Here is a 19287-nt window from a genome sequence, read left to right on the forward strand (position 1 = left end):
TCGGTGATCTCCGTTGGTTGGATATTGCAACCCAAACCTAACCGAAGATCGCCGATGGCCAACCGCGACCTACACCACCACCTGGGACACGACCTCCTCGCAGCGTTCACCGCGCTCATACGCCTTGTCGATGAGGGGCATGGCGCGCTCGAGATTTCGCTTCTGTTTTCCCTCGCCAGCAGGAGGCTTCCTGATGAAGACGACGATTAGCCTGGTTGCGCTGTGTCTGGTTTGCGTTGGTTCCTTGCAGCCGACACCGATACGAGCTCAGGAGACGAAGGGGCTTATCGAGGACCCTTCCCGGCCCGACGCTTTTTATTGCGGCGAGCGCAAGCTCGGCAACTGGTTCTATTGCGACAAGCCCAAACCGCGTCCGAAACCGGAAGAAGCCGCGCCGGCGCCGCCGACAAAATCGGCCGCCGAGCGTCTCGATGCTGTCACCACCGAACTGCGTGAACTGAAGGCGCGCGCCATCCTCGAGCCGACCACGGATAACGTCCAGTCCTACATCCGTTTCCAACGCGAGCAGCTTGATCGCTCCTCGCTGTTTGCCGACGTCTGGCAGCGCGCCGTCTGGCAAGACCCGGCGCTCGATTACACCCAGGTCCGGCCGATCTCGACGTTGGGCAAGCGCCAATGGCTCGACACGAGGAAGTCCGACCGCGACGAAGCCCTGCTTCGCCTCGGCGAGCGCTATGGGCTGTTCTACTTCTTCGCCCAGAATTGCGCGCCGTGCGGGATCATGAGCCCGATCCTCAAGTCCGTCGCGGATAGTCACGCCATTGCTGTCAAGGCAGTGTCAACCGACGGTGGACCGTCCGACGTGTTCCCGCGCTATGTCGTCGATAGCGGTCAGCGCGAGCGCATGGGCCTCAATTCCAGAGTGACACCCGCGATCGTCCTCTTCGACAGCGTGACCAGGAAAGCCGTGCCCATCGGCTACGGCGTGATGGCCGCCGACGAGCTCATGGATCGGATCTACACGCTCACCCAGACGGAGCCCGGCCGTGACTATTGACCCGTCAGCACCCCGCCCCCCGGCCATGCCGCTAACCTTGGCGGCCATTGCTCGTCTTGAAGGCGCGGTTGACCGTTTCATCGCGTCGCTCGCCGCGCCGCCCTCTGAGACTGACAGGCCCACGGACACCTGCGCTGGCCGACCGGACGCGCCCATCACCATTGACTGCCTGCCCACGAAGGGAGAACTGCCATGACCGACCGACGTCTTCCCGGTTCGCTAGATGATGTCAGTCTCTTGCCGCTGTCCGAAGCGGCCCCACGGCATCTTTCATGGCTCGAGCGTGTTGGTGCTTTCGCATGTCAGACAATCAGCTTTGCCGCTCTGCTGGCCGTTGTGAACCTCGTCGCGCTGCCGTTGTCGACGACTGCCGCACAAGCCAGCGTCGCCGGCGCCATGGACAGCTATTTCGATGACATGGGTGCCGCCGCCAATGTCACCGGTCCCACCGCCTTCGATGGCCAGCGCGCCGGCTATTACAGCCTCGGCAATGTCTGGACGCGCTTTCCCCAGCGCACCACCAACCTGGCGAACCTTCAGCTTCCCAGCGCACGAGCAGGCTGTGGTGGCATCGATCTGTTCGCTGGAAGCTTCTCGTTCGTCAATTCGGCCGAGATCATCGCGCTGCTGAAATCGGTCGCGAACAATGCCGTTGGCTTTGCTTTCAAGCTGGCGATCGACACCGTCTGCCCAGAATGCTCAAAGATCATGGAAGAGATGCGCCAGGCGGCACAGCTGATGAACAACGCCAACATCAATAGCTGCGAAACGGCTCAGGCGCTCGTCGGCGGCATGTGGCCGAAGTCGGACATGGCGGACCGTTCAATCTGCGAATCCATCGGCTCTTCCACCGGCATCTTCACCGATTGGGCGGCTTCCAAGCATGGTTGCGGCAATCAGGGTCAACGTTCCTCGACGCTCGACAGCGTTGCCGGCTACCCTGAATGGGCCGACATCAACACCGGCGTTGCCCGAAACTACACCTGGCACGTTCTCAAGAAGTCGCAGTTCTTCGCGCCTGCCGGCGTCCTCGATCGTGAGCTGGCGCAATATGTCATGACGATGGTCGGGACGATCATCTACGTGCCCGCCAAGGACAATGCGCCCGGTGCCTTCAACCCCATTGAGGGGGACACGTCCTCGTCGCTGGTCACGGCGCTTCTCGATGGCACCACGGCAGCCTCTCCTGTCAGGATCTGGCAATGCGACGCCAGCGAGCCGGACGACGCCTGCATCAATCCGGTGCTGACCACATTGACCGTTCCGGCATCTTCGGCCCTGCGCACCCGCGTTGCCGCCCTCCTCGACCAGATGGTCACTGCAACGGTCAACGATACGGCCGTGCCACCCGCTGCGGTCGAGTTGCTGCAGGTCGCGTCGCTGCCGCTTTACAAGATTCTGACCGTGCAGGCAGCTTACAGTCGTGGCATCGCGAACGATGATCGCGCGACGCTTGCGGAGATCACCTCGGTCGACCTGTTGTTCGCCATCCTCGACCAGCTGACCGGCGAACTCGGCAAATCCAAGTCCTCGTTCATTGGCGCCGATCAGGACCGCATCGCGCAATGGCAGGTCCAGCTGGCTAATGCGCGGCAGACCCTGCTCGATCGCCAGTCCAATACCCAGGTCCGAGTGTCGGCGATCATGCAGATCGTCCAGCGCACCGGCTACATCGAGAGCGTCCTGCAATCGAGCATGTCGCCGTCGATGTCGGCAACCTTTGACTGGAGCCGCGCCATCGGCGGCCGCGGGCTTAACTAGGCGGCAGGTGAAAGGACAGGCGGATGATCGAGGTCTTCGCCATCGGCGGCGGCGAGTATATCGTCAACGTCATGAACGCGGTCGCCGCCTGGACAGGCGATGGCGGCTATATCTCGCTCATCCAGGTCGTCTTCGTCATCGGCCTGATGTGGGGGCTGACCGCACTGGCCTTCGATGCCAACTGGAAGCTGCTGGTCAACTGGTTCCTCGGCGCGACCGCGATGTACCTGATGCTGATGGTGCCGCGGATCGATATCCAGGTCACCGACCGCATCAATCCCGGGCTCGCTCCCAACACCGTTGCCAATGTGCCACTCGGATTGGGGCTCGTCGCCGGTTTCACCAGCCAGATCTCTGACTATCTGACGACGGGCGCCGAGCTGGTGTTCGGCTTGCCGAATGACCTCAACTACTCGCGCAACGGCATGATTTATGGTGCCCGGCTCCTCGAGGCCACACAGAATGTCCGCATCAACGATCCCGAGTTTGCCTCGAACCTCGACGAGCATTTTCGGCTTTGCACCTTCTACGACATCCTGCTCGGCCAGAAGTCGATCGATGCCCTCGCGCGATCAGACGATCTTCTCGCTGCAATGGGCCCTGGTTCCGTCGCGCGATCGCAAAAATGGCTGACGCGCCAGCCTGCCGGCAACGTCACCTCCGAGATCATTACCTGCCGCATCGCCTATGATCGCTTCGTCGCCACTTGGGACACGATGCAGACGCCGCTCGAGACAACGCTCGGCATCCAGCTTTACCCGCGCCTTCTCGGCGCTGCCGCCCGGGCCAAGCTCCTCGCCGATCTGCCGATTGCCTATGACTATCTGACCAACGTCTCGCGAACGGCGTCCCAAACACTTCGCCAGCATCTCGTCATCAACGCTATGACACAGTCGCTTCATACGATGCAGTCGGGAGGCTCGCCGTCGTCGGTCGACGTCTATGCCCAGACCCGCGCCGAGATTCAGACCCGCAACACCTACAACTCGATCGGCGCCACGGCGATGAAGTGGGTGCCGCTGCTCAACATCGTTCTGACGGTGGTGTTCTATGCGCTGTTCCCGATCGCCTTCCCGATCTTCCTGCTCCCGCGCGGCGGCGTCTCGGCGCTGAAAGGCTATGTCACCGGCTTCTTCTATCTCGCAGCCTGGGGGCCGCTTTACGTCATCCTTCACATGATCCTGATGCTGAAGGCGGGTGCCGATGTCGCCGCCGTTGGCGCTGCCGGCGATGGCGGCGTGACATTGGCGAGCTATGTCGGGATTGCGGGGGTTACCGACGACATCGGCATTCTTGCAGGCTATTTGATCGCGTCTGTGCCTTTCCTAGCCGCCGGCATCGCCAAGGGAGCACTGGCGATTTCCAGCCAGGCGACGAGCTATCTTGCCCCGTCACAAAACGCGGCTGAGGAAGCAGCTCGGGAAGCAAGCACAGGTAACATCGCTGTCGGCAATTCGTCGTTCGACACCCAGGCCTTCAACATGAAGCAGGGCAACCTCTGGACCACCGCCGGCCGCTATACGTCGGGTGCTTCAGGTTTCACCTCGGTGCAGAATGATGGTTCGCAAACGTCGCAATATCCCGACGCGACCGTCATCGACGCTGGCAGCGCCATTTCCCGGCTGCCGTTCACGCCGCAATTGTCGAGCGAACTTCAGGCCAGCTTTACCAGGACGGCCAGCGATACGCGCAGCCGTGCCGAGACGCTGTCGAATAGTGCGTCCTCGTCGTTCTCCTCCGCCAATGCCCAGGCGGCCGACTTCCGGCGCACGCTCAGCGCCGGCACCGGTCTGGAGACCTCCTATGGCGCTGATGATCGCAACACGATCGGCACCACCTACGCCATGGTTGATCAGGCGGCGACAGCGCTCCAGAACCGGTTCGGGTTCGAGCGCAGCCTTGCCGAATCCTATGCCAATCAGGCGATGTTCAGCGGCAACTTCAACACCAATATCGGATGGCCGGGCGGACAGGGCGCGGGTGGCAGCGGGGCAGGCGGCAACGGCATGCCGGGGCGCGGCGGCGTTGGTATCGGTGTCTCTACCAGCGGCAGCAAAACCTCGACAACGTCAGGAACGGCGTCGGGCACCAACGGCCTGTCAGAGGCGAAGGACTATCTCGAGCAGATGTCGAAGAGCCAGAATTGGGGCCAACAGCGCGACAGCTTCTTTCGGGCCACCGGCAACAGCTCGAGCAGCGATCTTTCGGCGCGTTCGGCCAGTGTGTCGGCGTCCTACACCAAGGCCGAGTCGGTCGCCAATGAAGCGCGGACATCTTACGAGACCGCTGAACGCCTCGAAAACGCGGCATCGCTGCGCGACAGCAATGGTGTCTCGCTGAGCGAAAATCTGACCCAGCCTTTTGTGAACTTCGTGCTGGCGGAACAGCGGGCGATGCCGGGCATCGCACCGGACTGGAACCCGACGCGCGGCCAGGCAGTGACGCCGGCAGAAGTTGCGGAACGGGATTTTTACATCGCCGAGTTCATCAAGGCCGAACAGGCGAAGGTTGTCGCTGGCGTTGAACCGAGTTTTGTCGAGCCCAGCCCTGCCGGCATTGCCCGGCCGAGTGCCAACACACAGGCGCGGGTGAGAATGGCTGGGGCCAGCGGCATCGAGCAGATCGAGCAGACACCCCTCCCCGTCGCCGGCGATCTTCGGTCGCGCGCCGATATTGATGAACTTCGGGGCGATCGCCGTGAGATCGTTGCTGCCGGCGGCCGATCGGTCGGCGGTGCGGTCGAGCGCCGTAAGGAGGCGTTCGACCGCGTTCGGCCGACGATCACGCCAAACCCGCAAGAGACTTTGGATAACGTACTGGGGAAGGACGACAAGGCATATGTCGACAAACTTTGGGATGGCGTCAGGGAGACGTTCAGCCCAACGGACCACAAGCTTAAGTAGCTAGACCGAGCGGAGAAACCCTACCAGCAGGAGAAGACCGCAAGCGATTACAAACCCCCAGAACCACCCCCAGAACACTTTGTCCGGCACCGAGTTTTGCAGCGCAAAGCGATCCAGCTGCTGCGTTTCGATGGCGTGGCTTAGCTGTCGAATGCCCTCAAGCCCTTCGACTTCGACCTTGACCGGCTTGTCGCGCGCGGCCTCGAGTTCCGCGACGCGATCGCGGAGTGCCTGCAGCTCGTCCTTGGCGACTTCGTCGGTCATGGTCACGCCCAACAAGACTAGAACATATGGTGCACAATACCATATTTCATGCCATGATTCCATCGCCATGGAAGACCCAAACAATCTTGACCCTGACGGGACATTTCCGACCACTCTACCCCGGTCTGGTCGGCTAGAACTGGTAGCCCGCGACCTGACGCGGAATATCAACCGCCGCTACGCAATCGAGCATTGCGTTGATCTGTTCGGCGGTCACCTCGTCGAAACTTCATGGGGTCGATGCGGCACCTGGGGCCAGTCGAAACGCCATTCCTTCGATGATCCGGCCGACGCCGAACGCGCTGTCAGGAACCATCTTCGTCGCCGCGCCCGCGCACCACGCCGGATCGGGGTGGGCTATCGGGTTGTCGGTGAAGACTCATAGAGCGCTGTTGAGGGTCTTCTCCAGTGCAGCGATTTCCTCGATGATCGCATCGAACGAGGGCGGCTCTCCAAAGATCATGGTGCTCATAGCCCGATAATCCTGTCGCAATGCGCCTGTCATGTCGCCTTCCGGACATAGCGCAAATGTGGGCGGATGGGCTGATTTCAGATCATAATCCGGGCGATCGAAAAAGACGCGTGCATGGGCAACGCAGTCCTCACCGAGAGCGCGATTGGCGAGAGCGGCGCGGCCGGTCTCGGATCGCAGCAGCTGGTACAGATCATAATAGTGGCGCGAGATTCGCTGCCCGTCACCGCGCAGCGCTCCCCGGATTTCATACCATCGGCGCAGGCCATGCAGGATGACAATCTTGTCCCAGAAGGTTCTCTCTGCGTCGACAATGACGACATTGCGAACAGAGAGATCAAGCGTGGGCAAGTCGTCATTGACATAGGGGGCGATGGCGCGACTCGTATTGGGATCAAGCGCCGATTTTGCGCCAGATTCAATCTTCACCGACTTGGCAATATAGGCATCGAGGGGCGTCACGCTGGGATAGATCATGAGCAGGGTTTGCAAGTCTGCTGCATCCGGCTCGACACGGAGAGCGCCCGCTTCATAACCGTTGCGGGCGCCGGTAGCCGCTGCAATCGCCCCAAGATCCTGCAGAAATGGGCCATTGATATAGGTCTCACAGGCGGTTCTGATGGCATCGAGTGCCTTGTCGCGCTTCTTGCGACTGAGAGCCGACAGTTCTTCAACCGAAGCCGGCAGGCCCAGGTCATCACGAAAGACCGTCACGTCGATATCTTCCGAGAAGCGGTCGATCAGACCAAAGCCCTTCGACAGCGAGGTGCCGCCCTTGAACAGCAGACGTGGACTATCGGTGAGCCTGTTGAACAGGGCGTCGAGGGTCCAGCACACCCAAAAGTCCTTTTCAACATTCTGCGGCGTTGTCCCGAGGCGTTGTGCTGTCGTTGCGAAAAGACCCTGCCGGGTTGCCACATCCGCGCGCAGAACCTCGTCAAAGGCCGGGCTCACGCGCGAGGCGCTTGATCAAGGGCGAGGGGACGAAGCAAATCCTGCATCCATGACGGCAGTGTCGACATCCCGTCAGCCAGGTCATTCCGTAGTGCGGCGCCATGGACAGGGTCTTGGAGAAGCTTGGTAAGACGATCGGGCCACTGACTATTGTCATCACCGGTCATCGTATCGCGCAACCAGTGGAGGGCCTGTACGATCCGCATGGCCGGGCGGCCTGCCCAGTACAGCTTGCTGGGGGCAGTTTGCTTGAAGGCGATCGTGAGATTGCCGAGCTTGATCGCCTTTGCCCGCGCGTCCGAATGTACGATTGTCTTCGCTGGCACCGCGTTCGTGAAGCCCAGATCGTTAGCGGCGGTCATGCCATCGACGAGCACCCGAATCTGGTCGCGGCGGGCAACAGCATCGATAACGGCTTTCGGATCGGCGGGGCTGTCCTGTTGCGTCAGGCTGTTAAACCGGGGCTTGTCGTAGAGGCCGCGATCGATGCGGCGCAGACTTCCCCATTTGACAAGGCGTTGCAGCGTCTTGTCGACGGCATCGCGACCGGCAAGATCGAGGAAGTCGCTCGGCGTCCAGACAGCACCCGGCACACCACGATCAACGCGATCGAGGATTTGCGACTTGAGGCCGGGCGGCAGGGCATCCATGTCCGAAATCTGTAGCAGAGTTTCGGACGAGGTCGAGTCATCGTGTCCGAAAATTGTAGCAGAATTTCGGACGGGGGCGGTTGCGATCAAACATATGTCCTAGTCTTATTGACCCTCCCTTTGCGTCCACGCTTCCATCACATTCGCGTACCGTTGAACAACCTTGCCGGCCCAGCCAGTTTTGTTGAAGACGGGCGTGCTCGAGGCTTTGTCCTGACGTCAAAGCACCGCTAGATGCTAGCGGTTTGCAAGGGGGGCCAGGCGTGGACGCAAGTGATGACATCGACCCGCTCTGGGCACCGCAGCCCGATGCTTTGCCGGACTGGTTTCGCGAAGCACTTGCCGTGCCGCGCGAGGAAGGCTTCATCGACATAGACGGTACCCGCATTCATTATTTTCGCTGGGGCGACCGCTCTCATCCCCCGATCCTGATGACGCATGGTTTTCTGGCGCATGCGCGGTGCTTTGCGTTCATCGCGCCGTTTCTAGCCGGGGACCATCACGTCATCGCCTATGACCTGTCGGGCATGGGCGACAGCGCCAACCGGCCCGGCTGCGACGCGAATGCCCGCGGAGCTGAGATGGTCGGGGTTGCCGAGGCGCTGGGGCTTTTCGATGGGCCGGCCAAGCCGGTCATCATTGCGCACAGCTTTGGCGCTTCAGTCGGCTTGACGGCGCTAGTGTTGGCTGCGGAACGATTTTCCGGCTTGATCCTGTGCGACATGATGGTTCTGCGGCCCGAGGTGCTGGCGGAGCGGAACCGACAGGGAAACTCGCATCCCGGGTCGGGCGACCCCGACAAGCCCCAACGCCGTTATCCGGACTATCCCACCGCTCGCAGTCGGTACGTGCTTTCGCCGCCGCAAGCGGTCGGTGAGGCATTTCTGATGGACTATATGGCCTTTCACTCGCTGCGCCGGAGCGGCGAGGAATGGACCTGGAAGTTTGATCCCGAAGTTTTCCGTCAGAACGACGCGGAGCCGGGATGGCATGAGATGGGCAAGCGCCTTGTTGCCGTGCCGGGCCGCAAGGCCATCGTGTATGGCGCGGAAAGCCTGTTGTTCACAGCGGACTCGGCTGCATATGTGCGGGAATTGGGCGGCACCGATATTCCGATCATCGCCATTCCGAAGGCGCGCCACCACCTCATGCTCGATCAGCCGCTGGCGTTTGTAACCGCACTGCGCGCCACATTGGCAATCTGGCAGGCGAATGAACCTATGTGCCCGACCTTGTAAGGCGCTGAACCTGCCCCGCAAACATATCCCGTAAAGACGGGGATGCCGGGGAGGACAGCAAATTCTGCTTCATTGCTGATCGGCCTGAAATCCGGGCGACACTGCCTTCAAGCAGCGGTTGACCTTGCCCCAGCTTCAGGCCGTGCATTCCACGACTGCTCGCTGTGATAATAGCGGAACGACAGCCACAATGAGGCGGCGCCGAGGGCGTGCCACACGGCGTGGCCCTGCAGCAGGCTTTCGGGGGCACAAACAACCCCGTTTTGATCCACGATCCAGAACCCGAACGCGACTGCGGTGGCGAGAATGCCGCCCAGATAGTCGGCGAGCCGGGCGCCGCGCCGCAGCGGGCGTGCAAAGGCCAGTTCGATCAGGATGGCGAGGACCAGCAAGACTGCAAACAGCCAACGGCGCACCTCGGGCAGAAGGATCAGCACCGTGGTCAGCATGATGCACAGCGCGGCATACAAGGCGATTGCCCGCCCATCCGGAATGCGGCGCCAGCGCGCCAGGGCGCGAACGAGCAGGAACGAGCCGACCAGATACATGCCGAGCACATCGAGGAACTGACCCCACAATGTCAGCGTGGCGTGCATCAGCGCCGAGCCGATCCCGACGATGATTGCCGTCAGACCCAGCACGCGGGTCGCCAGCGGCGACATCGCCGACTGTCCGGTGGGCGCGCCAGCAATGATGATCATCACGAAACCGATCAGCACATATCCAAACGACGACCAGCTGTTGGCGGGCTGCAGAACAAGCGCGCCGGTGCGCGGCAATTCGCAGAAGCAATGCGTCGCGGTACAGGTGGCGGGTGCATAAGCTGCCCAGTTCGGGCCAAGTGCCGACAGCGCGGCGAACACGCCGAACGCAGACAGCGCCGTCAGTGACAGCGCGCCGGCCACCGATCGCGCCGAGATCTTCGGTGCCATGCCTGTCCCCCGGATGTTCGCACACGCGGCCAGCGAAAACACGCTTAGATGGAAATGTGCTGGGCCGTGAGGGAAGGCTAGCCGGCCACGCGTCCGCATGCCACCCCATAGCCGTCTCTTGATAGGATATTCCTTCAATGTCTTGCACACAGCGGGCACGATCGCGTGTGGCCCTCTTCAAGCCCCTGCCCGTGTCCGGGTGGTGAGTCGGCGAAGCGCCCGTATCTTTGACGCTGTTTATCGGTTTGGCTGCGCTATGATCGAACGCCCGTCAATCTGGCTGGCCGTCGGGCCCTGCCCTCTTGTGCAAGGATGATGTCCATGATCGACACGCGCAATCTGCTGGTTGACCGCCATGATGCGATTGTCACCGTCACGCTCAACCGTCCGGAGCAGCGCAACGCCCTGTCGCTGCCGCTGATGCTGGAGCTGACCCAGGTGTTACAGCACATCGGCAGCAGCGATGCGCGCGGGGTCATCCTCGCTGCCAATGGGCCAGTGTTTTCGGCCGGGCATCATTTTGCCGACATGGCTGGCCATAGCCAGGCCGAAGTGCGGGCACTGCTCCGCATCTGCACCGAGATGATGGATTGTCTGCAGGCCTTGCCCCAGCCTGTCGTGGCCCGCGTGCATGGCCTTGCCACCGCGGCCGGCTGCCAGCTCGTTGCCACTTGCGACCTTGCGGTAGCGGCGGCCAGCGCCAGCTTCGCCCTGCCTGGCGGCAAAGGCGCCCTGTTCTGCCACACGCCGCTGGTGGCTGTGGCCCGCAATTTGGGCCGCAAACGGGCGCTGGAACTGGCGATGACCGGCGATCCGATCGACGCACGCACCGCTGCCGATTGGGGCCTGGTCAACCGCGTGGTCCCCGATGATCAGCTGGAGGCGGCCACGCTCGACCTGATCAGCCGCGCCACGCGCGGCCCGGCCGCATCAAAGGCGGCGGGCAAGCAGGCCTATTATCGCCAGATGGAGATGCCGCAGCCCGCCGCCTATGCCCATGCGGGCGATGTCATGGCCCAGAACGCCGTGGGTGAGGCGGCACAGGACAGCTTCCGTGCCTTCCTGGAGAAGCGCAAGCACTGAGCTTTTTTCGTGCCATTGCCACTAGGATGGTCCGCCAATGCATTTCGAGTAAACAGACATGGCTACGCTGAAACTCTCGGTGTCTTGCCCATGGCATGCCTTCATTAAAAGGACCAAGTAGCTGATGCCGCAGGATACGCTCTTCATTCTGCCGATGAGCTTTGTTTCAGAAGGCCAGAACCAGTTCTGCCCCGAGTGTGCGGAGCTGTGGGGACTGATCGGTTGGTTTCCAGAGCTGAAAGCGACACTAAAAATCGTGCATGTCGGAATTGATCACCCGCGCCCCGCCATATCCGCGCTTCTGGGTGAGGGGCATCACAACGCCCCAACGCTCGTCCTGCACCCCGACAGCAAGCGCATGCGCGGGATCGCCTATGCCGAGGCAAACGGGCATGCTTACCTCGCATCGGCGCGCTTGATCGGCCGGCACTTCGCCGGAGTTCACGGTACCCCGAGCCCACGCGGCGGCTAAGGGCGGCAAAACGCTGGCCGACTCTAATCATAGTGGGGAGCGTCGGGTTGCAGGCCGATTCTATGCCGTCATCCACGGCCCCCTAGGCGCTCCTCTACTTTGGAAGAAAATATGACGGACAAGAACTTCGACATCATCGTTTACGGGGCTACCAGCTTCGTTGGCCAGATCATAACCCGCTACATGCATGAGCAGTTTTCCGACGGGTCCATCAAATGGGCCATTGCCGGCCGGTCATTGAGCAAACTACGAATGGTGAGCGACACGATCGGGCTTTCGGGGGTAGAGCTGATTGTTGCCGACGCGGCTGATGAAAATGCGTTGGTGCAAATGTGTGCCCGGACCACCGTGGTCATGTCGACCGTAGGCCCATACGCCCTTTATGGTGACCTGTTGGTACAGGTGTGCGCCACGACCGGCACCCATTATTGCGATCTGACCGGTGAACCGCAGTGGATCCGCAAGATGCAGTCACGCCATGCGGCGGATGCGAAGGCCAGCGGCGCGCGGATCGTTCATTGCTGCGGCTTTGATTCCATCCCGTCCGATCTGGGCGTCCATTTTCTGCAGCGGTTCGCGTTGGAACGGTTCGGCCAATCCTGCGACCGTATCGCGATGCGCGTCGTCAGCATCAAGGGTGGGGCCTCGGGCGGTACCATCGCGAGCATGGTGAACATGGTAAAGGAAGCGGTTAGCGACGCTGAACTGCGCCAGGAGCTCAAGGACCCTTACAGCCTATGCCCGCCCGGCCATGGCTTTTCTGCTCCGCAGCCGGATGTGAAGATTGCATATGACAATATTTACGGCAGCTGGATTGCACCCTTCGTCATGGCGGGCATCAACACGCGGGTCGTGCACCGGTCCAACGCCCTGAGCAGCAACAGCTATGGCGATGAGTTCCGCTACGAGGAAGCGGTGGTGACGGGTGAGGGCGCGAAAGGCAAACGGATGGCCCGGGCGGCAACCTGGGGCGTGAACGCCCTGATGGTCGGCTTGGCTGTGCCGCCTCTGCGTTGGTTGCTTGAAACTGTGGTGCTACCAAAGCCGGGCGAAGGGCCGACCGAAAAGGCGCAACTGGAGGGGGGCTTCGATCTTGTTTTCCTCGGATCGACCGCAAAGGGCGACACCATAGGGTGCCGGGTCACCGGGGACCGCGATCCCGGCTATGGATCAACCGCCAAGATGTTGTCTCAGGCCGCCGCTTGCCTTGCAAAAGACGTCCCTGCCGAGGTGGCGGGCGGCTTCTGGACGCCAGCGACGATCATGGGGGATGTGCTGATCGAACGGCTCAAGGCGCACGCCGGACTTTCATTCGAGCTGCTGCCCTAAGCTGGCAGATCGCCCTCATCGCTGCCCAGTTTTACCGCTTCAAGCTTGAACGCTCGGCTGAACTTGCGTCGCTGCGTTCATATCCTACAGTTCCATAAAACACCTTATTTCGGTGTGCGCGAAACCGGCAGCAGCTCAGTTTAGTCTAAAGCTGTAAAGCGAGATAAGATCGACATAACCGCACTGAATACGAGGAGCAGGCAATCTTCGTTGGTAGTGTTTATCCCGCTATGCCCTTACCCGCGGCACGTCTTCGATCCTCGTCGTCCATGCAGGCGATTTCATATCAGCGCGCATCTTCCAGTCCCGCTGGAACCCTTGGGTGGCCGGGACAGCGGAAAAGCGCCCGAACCTGCTGTTGACGCTGTCTAAGGCCTCCATGAGCCTAACGCGTTTTACTGTATCGCCCTCAAACAGCGTGCGCGGTCGTAATTCGGCAGCTATCAGATCGTCAAGCATGATGCCGGCCTTAGTAATGGCGTAGCCGTCACGCCAGCCATGCTCGACACCGCGCCTGGCGGCCGCGACCAGCTCGAAACTGTCATTGGTCATCGGGTGCAGCGCAACCATCCGCGACGCTGAGTATTGGGGCGCGTCAGGCTTAAACCGGTTAGTGTGAAAGAACACCGTCAGCCTTGCCGCCACCAGCCCATGGCCGCGCAGCTTTTCGCCGGCGCGCATCGCGTATTGGGTGACGGCGCCCATCAAAGTCGCGATGTCGCTGACCGGCGTGCCGAACGACCGTGTGACCGCCATGCCCTTGCGCTGCGGCTCAATCGTCTCGACAACCCCGGAAGGCACGCCCCGGAGTTCAGCGACAAGCCGCTCGAGAACCACTGAGCCCATAGCCCGCGCCTGCTTTATCGGCATGTCGCGCAGCTGGCCGGCGGTATGGATGCCGAGCGCCGCGAGCTTTGCCGCGGTGGCACCGCCTACACCCCAGACATCGCCCACTGCAAAGCGATCGAGCACCCAGGCCCGGACGGCTTCGTCACGCAGGTCGGCGACACTATCGAACAGCGGGTTCTTCTTGGCGGCAGCATTGCCCAGCTTGGCGAGGGTCTTCGTTGGGCCCAGACCCACACACGTCGGGATCGTCGTCCAGCGCAGCACCTGGTCACGCATGGCGCGGACGTGAGCTACCAGGTCGCGGTCCTCGAAGCCGGCGAGGTCGATGAAGGTTTCATCGATCGAATAGATTTCGAAGTCGCGCGCATAATCCTCGATCGAGGCAACGACGCGGCGCTGCATGTCGCCATAGAGGGTGTAGTTCGATGACAGCACCCGGATGCCATGACGCTCGATCTTGTCGCGGATGAGATGGACAGGATCGCCCATCTTGATGCCAAGGGCTTTTGCCTCGGCCGAGCGCGCCACCGCGCAACCATCATTGTTCGACAGCACGATGACCGGCACACCGATCAGCTTGCTGTCGGAGGCCCTCTCACACGAGACGTAATAGTTGTTGCAGTCGATGAGCGCGATCGGCGTCGGCATCAGTATCGCCGCGCCAGGCCAACGACGACACCCCAGATCTCGACATTCTCGTCCACGATGATGGCGTCATAGCCCTCGGCTTCAGCGATCAGCCATAGCCGGTCCCCTGCCCTCTTCAGCCGCTTCAGCGTGCGATCACCGTGGACGAGCGCGACGACGACATGCCCGGCGCGCGGCTTCTTCGCGCGGCTGACGACGATCAGATCGCCATCATTGATCCCCGCGCCTATCATCGAATGGCCATCAACGCGCATGACGTAGCTCGCCGCCGGTTGCTCGATCAGCCAAGTGCCAAGATCGATCGGCTCCTCCATGTCGTCGGCCGCCGGAGACGGAAAGCCCGCCGGCGTGGAACACAGCAGCAACCGAGCGTCTAGCGGGACGATCTCGAAGGACAATTCATGGAGGCGAAGCGCGGACATCAGATTGTGGACGAGGCTCGATTCGGGTTGAAGCCGCAATGTGCGTCGATCAGAACATAATGTGAACATCAATCTCGTGTCCGCGCTGCAATGCCCCAATTCAACGGCTAGGTCAGGTGCGAATCGGACTCAGGGGGCGCCATCTGCGATCGAGGAGGGTCGCACCAGCTTGTCGGGAGCTTGAGATGCGGCCAGAAACCTCTGTTGGCCTTTGCCAGCGTACTTGATCCCTGAATAACTTGAACGTTGCCAACTGAACGCTTTTTGTGCAGATATCACTCAAATAGCTTCAGGCGGGCAATTTGATGGCAAAAAGCGTCACTAAGCGTTCAGAAGTCGAGATTGTCAGTCAGTTGGCGGTCTCGGGCGAGCGTATGATTGAACGCCTGCGGCGAAAGTCGTTTTTGCCAGAACGCCGCAAAGAACTCCACCTCCGGTTTGGGATTGCCGAGGTAGCAGCGATGCTCGGTTGCTCGACGAACCGCATCCGTCAGGCGGAGGAAGATGGTCGCCTGCCCTCTCCAGCTTTTGACGAAGCGGGCCGCCGCCTTGGTTACGATGTGGCCGCCATGCTTCGGATGCGAGAAGTTCTTGGCGCCAGCCCGAGACGTGCCGATGGTGACGAGCCCGCGATCATTGCCGTCCAGAACTTCAAAGGGGGTGTCGGCAAATCGACCGTGACCACACACTTGGCGCATTATCTGGCGATCCAAGGCTATCGTGTCCTCGTCGTCGATTGCGACAGCCAAGCCACCACGACAACCTTGTTCGGGTTCAATCCCCATTTTGACGTCGAGCGTGACCAGACGCTCTACCCGTATCTGTCGATTGACCCCACGCAGGCAGATCTTCTCTACGCAGTCCAACCGACTCCCTGGCCCAACGTTGACCTGATCCCATCCTGCCTTGAGCTGTTCGATGTCGAATATGAATTGGCCGCGGCCGGCAGTGATGGTCAAAATGTACTGGCGGCGCGGTTCCGTAAGCTTAAACAAGGACTTCGCGACCTCGCGCGCAGCTATGACGTGGTCATCCTCGACCCTCCTCCCGCGCTCGGCACCATCAGCCTTGCGGTAATGCAGGCGGCAAATGCTCTGATTGTGCCATTGGCGGCAACCACGCCCGACTTTTGCTCAACCGTGCAATTTCTCAGCATGATGGACCAGGTGCTCGCGCAGCTCGAGCAGGCCGGGATCAGTGTCGATTACGGATTCGTCCGGCTGTTGTGTTCGCGGCACGATACCAGCAATCCATCCGAATCGATGGTCATCCGAATTATGGAAGAGGCTTTCGGAGCCTCGCTTCTACCCGTGGCCGTGCTCGACTCTGCCGAAATCAGCCACGCTTCTTTGCGCATGATGACGGTATTCGAACTGAACAAACCGATCGGGACCGCCCGCACCCACAAGCGCTGTAAGCAGAACCTGGAGGAGGCCCTCGGACAGGTTGAACAGTTGTTGCGACGGGGCTGGCATCGCGCGCATCCGGCCCTCGAGGATCTTGCCGATGTCGCGTAAGCAAGTCGACTATCTCGCTGGTCTTCTCAGTGATGAAGGCGATGAAGCCCCCTCCCCTGCCCGCTCACGTCGGTCGCCTTTGCTCGAGCGCGAGTCGGCGCTCGCCCGCGTCGCTTCAGGCGAAGTCCGCCAGGTCACGGAGCTTCGGATTGACCCGGCGCGGTGTCGGATCTGGGCCGGCAACGGGCGTGCTTACGATCAGCTAAGCGCGGCACGTTGCCAGGACCTTATTGACAGCCTGATTGCTGAGGGTGGGCAGAAGGTGCCGGCGATCGTACGTCGGGTAAAGGACGATCCCGCAGTTGATTTCGAGGTATTGGCGGGCACACGTCGTCACTGGTCGGTGAGCTGGCTGCGAGCGCACAGCTATCCAGACATGGTGTTTGTCGTGCAGGTCGTCGACATTGACGATGAGGCAGCGTTCCGGCTTGCGGACCTTGAAAATCGCGCGCGTGCAGACATCTCGGATCTTGAGCGTGCGCGAAATTATCGCTGGGCGCTCGATGCCCATTACGGCGGCGTCCAAGCAAGAATGGCTGAGCGCCTGAAGCTGTCGAAGGGATGGCTTTCAAAACTTCTGACCATGGCTCTTCTTCCCGACCCGGTCGTTGCCGCATTTGCTGATCCCGCCAGCATTACAATCCGCGGGGGTTACGAGCTCGCCGCAAAATGCGCCGACGAGAATATGAAGGCTCTGGTCCTTCGCGAGGCCTCACATATCACCACGGAACAGCGCCAGCGGGCGCAAGACGGAAGCCCGCCGATCGAACCTGGCGTTGTCGTGCGCCGGCTGTTGACCGCCGATATCACACGTGTTGGGCCTCGCGGCGAGTCGGTCCTGGTTCTCGCCGCAAATGGCAAAGCCGCCATGACGCTGCAAAGCCGACGCGGCAAAGTCATCACTTTGCGCGTGGACTTGGGCGCTGGTGTTGATCGTGCGGCCCTCATCGAGGGTCTGTGTACGGCGATGGCAGATCAATCGTCATGAGTTTCCCCGGGGAAACATTTGCTTCGGTGGCCCCAAGTTTCCCCGGGGAAACATCAACCTCGCACGAGGGCGAAGTCGAACAGCTTGATCTCTTTCTACCCTACCTGTCCGACCTATCGCTCCGCGACCAGCGAGAGACGATGGAGCGACCTTTCTTCAGCCTGGCCAAGTCAAAGCGGGTGAAGGCAATCGAATATGGCTCGCCCGACGGCAAAGTCTGGGTCCATGTTTCAGCTAATCCGCTTTATGGAATGGCGACGATCTGGGACGCCGATATTCTGATCTTTTTCGCAAGTGTCATCAGCGATATGCGCCGCCGCGGGATCAATGAAATTCCACAGACACTGCACTTCATGCCCTATGATCTTTTGAAGGTGATAGGTCGGCAAACGACGGGCCGGGCATATCAGCTTCTCACCCAGTCGCTTGATCGGCTTCAGTCGACCACGGTCAAGACGAACATTCGGGCGCCTAACAACCGTAGGGAAGCGACGTTCAGCTGGATTGATAGCTGGGAGCATCGCGTTGACCCCAAGACTGAGCGGGCGCGCGGAATGTCGGTGACACTCGCAAAATGGTTCCACGACGGGCTCCTGATGGATGGCGGCGTGCTCGCGATTGACCGCGCATATTTTGATATTTCAGGTGGCCGCGAACGTTGGCTTTACCGCGTTGCCCGAAAACACGCCGGCGGGGCAGGGGAAGGGGGGTTTGCCATCAGCTTTCCCACCTTGTTCGAAAAGTCGGGCGCCGAGGGTCCATACCGCCGTTTCAAATTCGAGCTGCTTGCGATCGTAAAAAATGATCAACTTCCAGGCTTCGCGCTCACGGTTGAACAGGGGAAAGCTGAGCCTGTGCTCCGGATGCGCCGTCGTGGAACGGTCCCGGTAACGGCAGGGGCATCAACACCCCGTGATGTCGGCCATCGTGACGTAAAGCCCGCACCCAAAGTTCCCGAGCCTAAACCGTCTTCGCTACCGCCTCGCCGCCGAGCGCCGCAGGTGACCTTTGGCGAACAGGGAGCACCGGAAGCAAAAACGCTGGGCGACATTCTTGCTGGGATCGGCTCGCGATTTCCTGGGTGGGATCAGCAGCATCTCCGGGAGGAATTCGATGCCTGGATTGCAGCTGATCCGAGCCGTATGCCCCACGATTATGCGAGAGCATTCGAAGGCTTTGTGAAACGCCACCACGAGCGAAACAAGCACCAGCTTCGCGGCTAGCCTTTGCTGTTCCCGAAGTGTCGACAGCAGCCGTTCTATCGTCTCCACGCAAATCGCTAGCGCTACCGCGGCGGTGCCGGCACCGGTGACGGATCATCAACTCCCCGCCGAAAACATGAGTCATTTCCAGTGCCTTGGCCCGATCCAAAGACGGTGCTCACATCTATCCACATTTATCGACCGACACTTCAGGAACGGGTTTCGATACACCAGGAACGATCAGCCGACACATCGGGAACGCCCAAACCGACACATCGGGAACGGTAACCCGACACATCAGGAACGCCTGTGAAAAATTTGATTATGGGATTCAACTCTCTACGCAAAGCAAGCTGCCCCGTAACTCTGTAACTCAAGGATTAAATATCTAACCACCATGATGTTTCTCTTCGAGAATCTGAGTGAGGACGAAGGGGGCAACCAGCGGCTTACAACGACACTCTCCGTCGCAACCGGGCCACAGCCCCCGACGATCGTGTCCCACAGCGTGGTGTAGGTTCGCGGTCTCGCCGCTTTGATCTCCGGCTTGGCCGGGTTGATCATGCTGCCATGGATGACAGCGTG

General features: G+C 60.9%; 19 protein-coding genes. 12 read left to right on the plus strand and 7 right to left on the minus strand.

Annotated features, from left to right (window positions below; translation table 11 throughout):
• From FHS79_RS17160 to FHS79_RS17175, 4 genes are all read left to right on the plus strand, one after another.
• Window positions 1-210, plus strand: a 210-nt coding sequence (locus FHS79_RS17160; RefSeq protein WP_207792424.1) for a hypothetical protein, incomplete at its 5' end; no start/stop codon positions are given.
• Entirely contained in the window at window positions 194-1018 is an 825-nt protein-coding gene (gene traF, locus FHS79_RS17165; RefSeq protein ID WP_184202848.1) for a conjugal transfer protein TraF, read from the plus strand. The genes FHS79_RS17160 and traF, both read left to right, overlap by 17 nt.
• 192 nt (window positions 1019-1210) lie before the next feature.
• Complete coding sequence (locus tag FHS79_RS17170; RefSeq protein ID WP_184202850.1) at window positions 1211-2779, plus strand: conjugal transfer protein TraH; 1569 nt, start codon at window positions 1211-1213, stop codon at window positions 2777-2779.
• A 23-nt stretch (window positions 2780-2802) separates the two neighbouring features.
• A complete protein-coding gene (locus tag FHS79_RS17175) occupies window positions 2803-5682 on the plus strand; it encodes a conjugal transfer protein TraG N-terminal domain-containing protein (protein WP_184202852.1) in 2880 nt (959 codons plus the stop codon).
• Here the strand turns inward: FHS79_RS17175 and FHS79_RS17180 are convergent, their stop codons facing one another.
• Window positions 5683-5946 carry a hypothetical protein gene (locus FHS79_RS17180; protein WP_184202854.1) on the minus strand — a complete coding sequence of 88 codons (264 nt, stop codon included), beginning with the start codon at window positions 5944-5946 and terminating at the stop codon, window positions 5683-5685.
• A gap of 67 nt (window positions 5947-6013) precedes the next feature.
• On the opposite strand from FHS79_RS17180, the gene FHS79_RS17185 reads away from it, so the two are divergent.
• Entirely contained in the window at window positions 6014-6331 is a 318-nt protein-coding gene (locus tag FHS79_RS17185) for a WGR domain-containing protein (RefSeq protein WP_184202880.1), read from the plus strand.
• Here FHS79_RS17185 and FHS79_RS17190 read toward each other — a convergent pair.
• Window positions 6326-7372, minus strand: coding sequence for a nucleotidyl transferase AbiEii/AbiGii toxin family protein (locus tag FHS79_RS17190; protein WP_184202856.1), 1047 nt, complete (start codon window positions 7370-7372; stop codon window positions 6326-6328). The genes FHS79_RS17185 and FHS79_RS17190 overlap by 6 nt on opposite strands.
• The gene (locus FHS79_RS17195) at window positions 7369-8022 is read right to left on the minus strand and encodes a DUF6088 family protein (RefSeq protein WP_184202858.1); all 654 of its coding nucleotides are present in this window, start codon (window positions 8020-8022) and stop codon (window positions 7369-7371) included. The genes FHS79_RS17190 and FHS79_RS17195 overlap by 4 nt, the downstream gene beginning before the upstream one ends.
• A 314-nt stretch (window positions 8023-8336) precedes the next feature.
• Here FHS79_RS17195 and FHS79_RS17200 point away from each other — a divergent pair, with 314 nt between their 5' ends.
• The gene (locus FHS79_RS17200) at window positions 8337-9260 is read left to right on the plus strand and encodes an alpha/beta fold hydrolase (protein ID WP_243452978.1); all 924 of its coding nucleotides are present in this window, start codon (window positions 8337-8339) and stop codon (window positions 9258-9260) included.
• Window positions 9261-9367: 107 nt separating this feature from the next.
• Here the strand turns inward: FHS79_RS17200 and FHS79_RS17205 are convergent, their stop codons facing one another.
• Window positions 9368-10192, minus strand: coding sequence for a ceramidase domain-containing protein (locus tag FHS79_RS17205; protein WP_184202861.1), 825 nt, complete (start codon window positions 10190-10192; stop codon window positions 9368-9370).
• 321 nt (window positions 10193-10513) lie between these two features.
• Here FHS79_RS17205 and FHS79_RS17210 point away from each other — a divergent pair, with 321 nt between their 5' ends.
• The 3 genes from FHS79_RS17210 (at window position 10514) to FHS79_RS17220 (ending at window position 13076) form a co-directional block, all read left to right on the plus strand.
• Window positions 10514-11275 (plus strand): enoyl-CoA hydratase-related protein, encoded by a 762-nt coding sequence (locus FHS79_RS17210; RefSeq protein WP_184202863.1) that lies wholly within the window; start codon window positions 10514-10516, stop codon window positions 11273-11275.
• 124 nt (window positions 11276-11399) lie between these two features.
• Window positions 11400-11747, plus strand: coding sequence for a DUF3088 family protein (locus FHS79_RS17215; protein ID WP_184202866.1), 348 nt, complete (start codon window positions 11400-11402; stop codon window positions 11745-11747).
• Between the two features lie 111 nt (window positions 11748-11858).
• Complete coding sequence (locus FHS79_RS17220; RefSeq protein ID WP_184202868.1) at window positions 11859-13076, plus strand: saccharopine dehydrogenase family protein; 1218 nt, start codon at window positions 11859-11861, stop codon at window positions 13074-13076.
• 228 nt (window positions 13077-13304) lie between these two features.
• On the opposite strand, the gene FHS79_RS17225 is transcribed toward FHS79_RS17220, so the two are convergent.
• Both FHS79_RS17225 and FHS79_RS17230 read right to left on the minus strand, forming a co-directional pair.
• A complete protein-coding gene (locus FHS79_RS17225) occupies window positions 13305-14573 on the minus strand; it encodes a Y-family DNA polymerase (protein ID WP_184202870.1) in 1269 nt (422 codons plus the stop codon).
• On the minus strand, window positions 14573-14995 hold the full coding sequence (locus FHS79_RS17230; protein WP_184202872.1) for a LexA family protein: 423 nt from the start codon (window positions 14993-14995) through the stop codon (window positions 14573-14575). Before FHS79_RS17230 ends, FHS79_RS17225 begins: the two co-directional genes overlap by 1 nt.
• Window positions 14996-15300: 305 nt before the next feature.
• Between FHS79_RS17230 and FHS79_RS17235 the strand changes: the two genes are divergently transcribed.
• From FHS79_RS17235 to FHS79_RS17245, 3 genes are read left to right on the plus strand one after another with little or no spacing between them, the layout of a single operon-like run.
• Window positions 15301-16512 carry an AAA family ATPase gene (locus tag FHS79_RS17235; protein WP_184202874.1) on the plus strand — a complete coding sequence of 404 codons (1212 nt, stop codon included), beginning with the start codon at window positions 15301-15303 and terminating at the stop codon, window positions 16510-16512.
• Complete coding sequence (locus tag FHS79_RS17240) at window positions 16502-17500, plus strand: ParB/RepB/Spo0J family partition protein (RefSeq protein ID WP_184202876.1); 999 nt, start codon at window positions 16502-16504, stop codon at window positions 17498-17500. The genes FHS79_RS17235 and FHS79_RS17240 overlap by 11 nt, the downstream gene beginning before the upstream one ends.
• Window positions 17497-18723, plus strand: coding sequence for a replication initiator protein A (locus FHS79_RS17245; protein ID WP_184202878.1), 1227 nt, complete (start codon window positions 17497-17499; stop codon window positions 18721-18723). The genes FHS79_RS17240 and FHS79_RS17245 overlap by 4 nt, the downstream gene beginning before the upstream one ends.
• Window positions 18724-19041: 318 nt before the next feature.
• Here FHS79_RS17245 and FHS79_RS18570 read toward each other — a convergent pair.
• Window positions 19042-19287: hypothetical protein (locus FHS79_RS18570; protein WP_207792426.1), on the minus strand; the 246-nt coding region annotated here is incomplete at its 5' end.

This window comes from Polymorphobacter multimanifer (assembly GCF_014205635.1).
GTDB classification, from domain to species: domain Bacteria; phylum Pseudomonadota; class Alphaproteobacteria; order Sphingomonadales; family Sphingomonadaceae; genus Sandarakinorhabdus; species Sandarakinorhabdus multimanifer.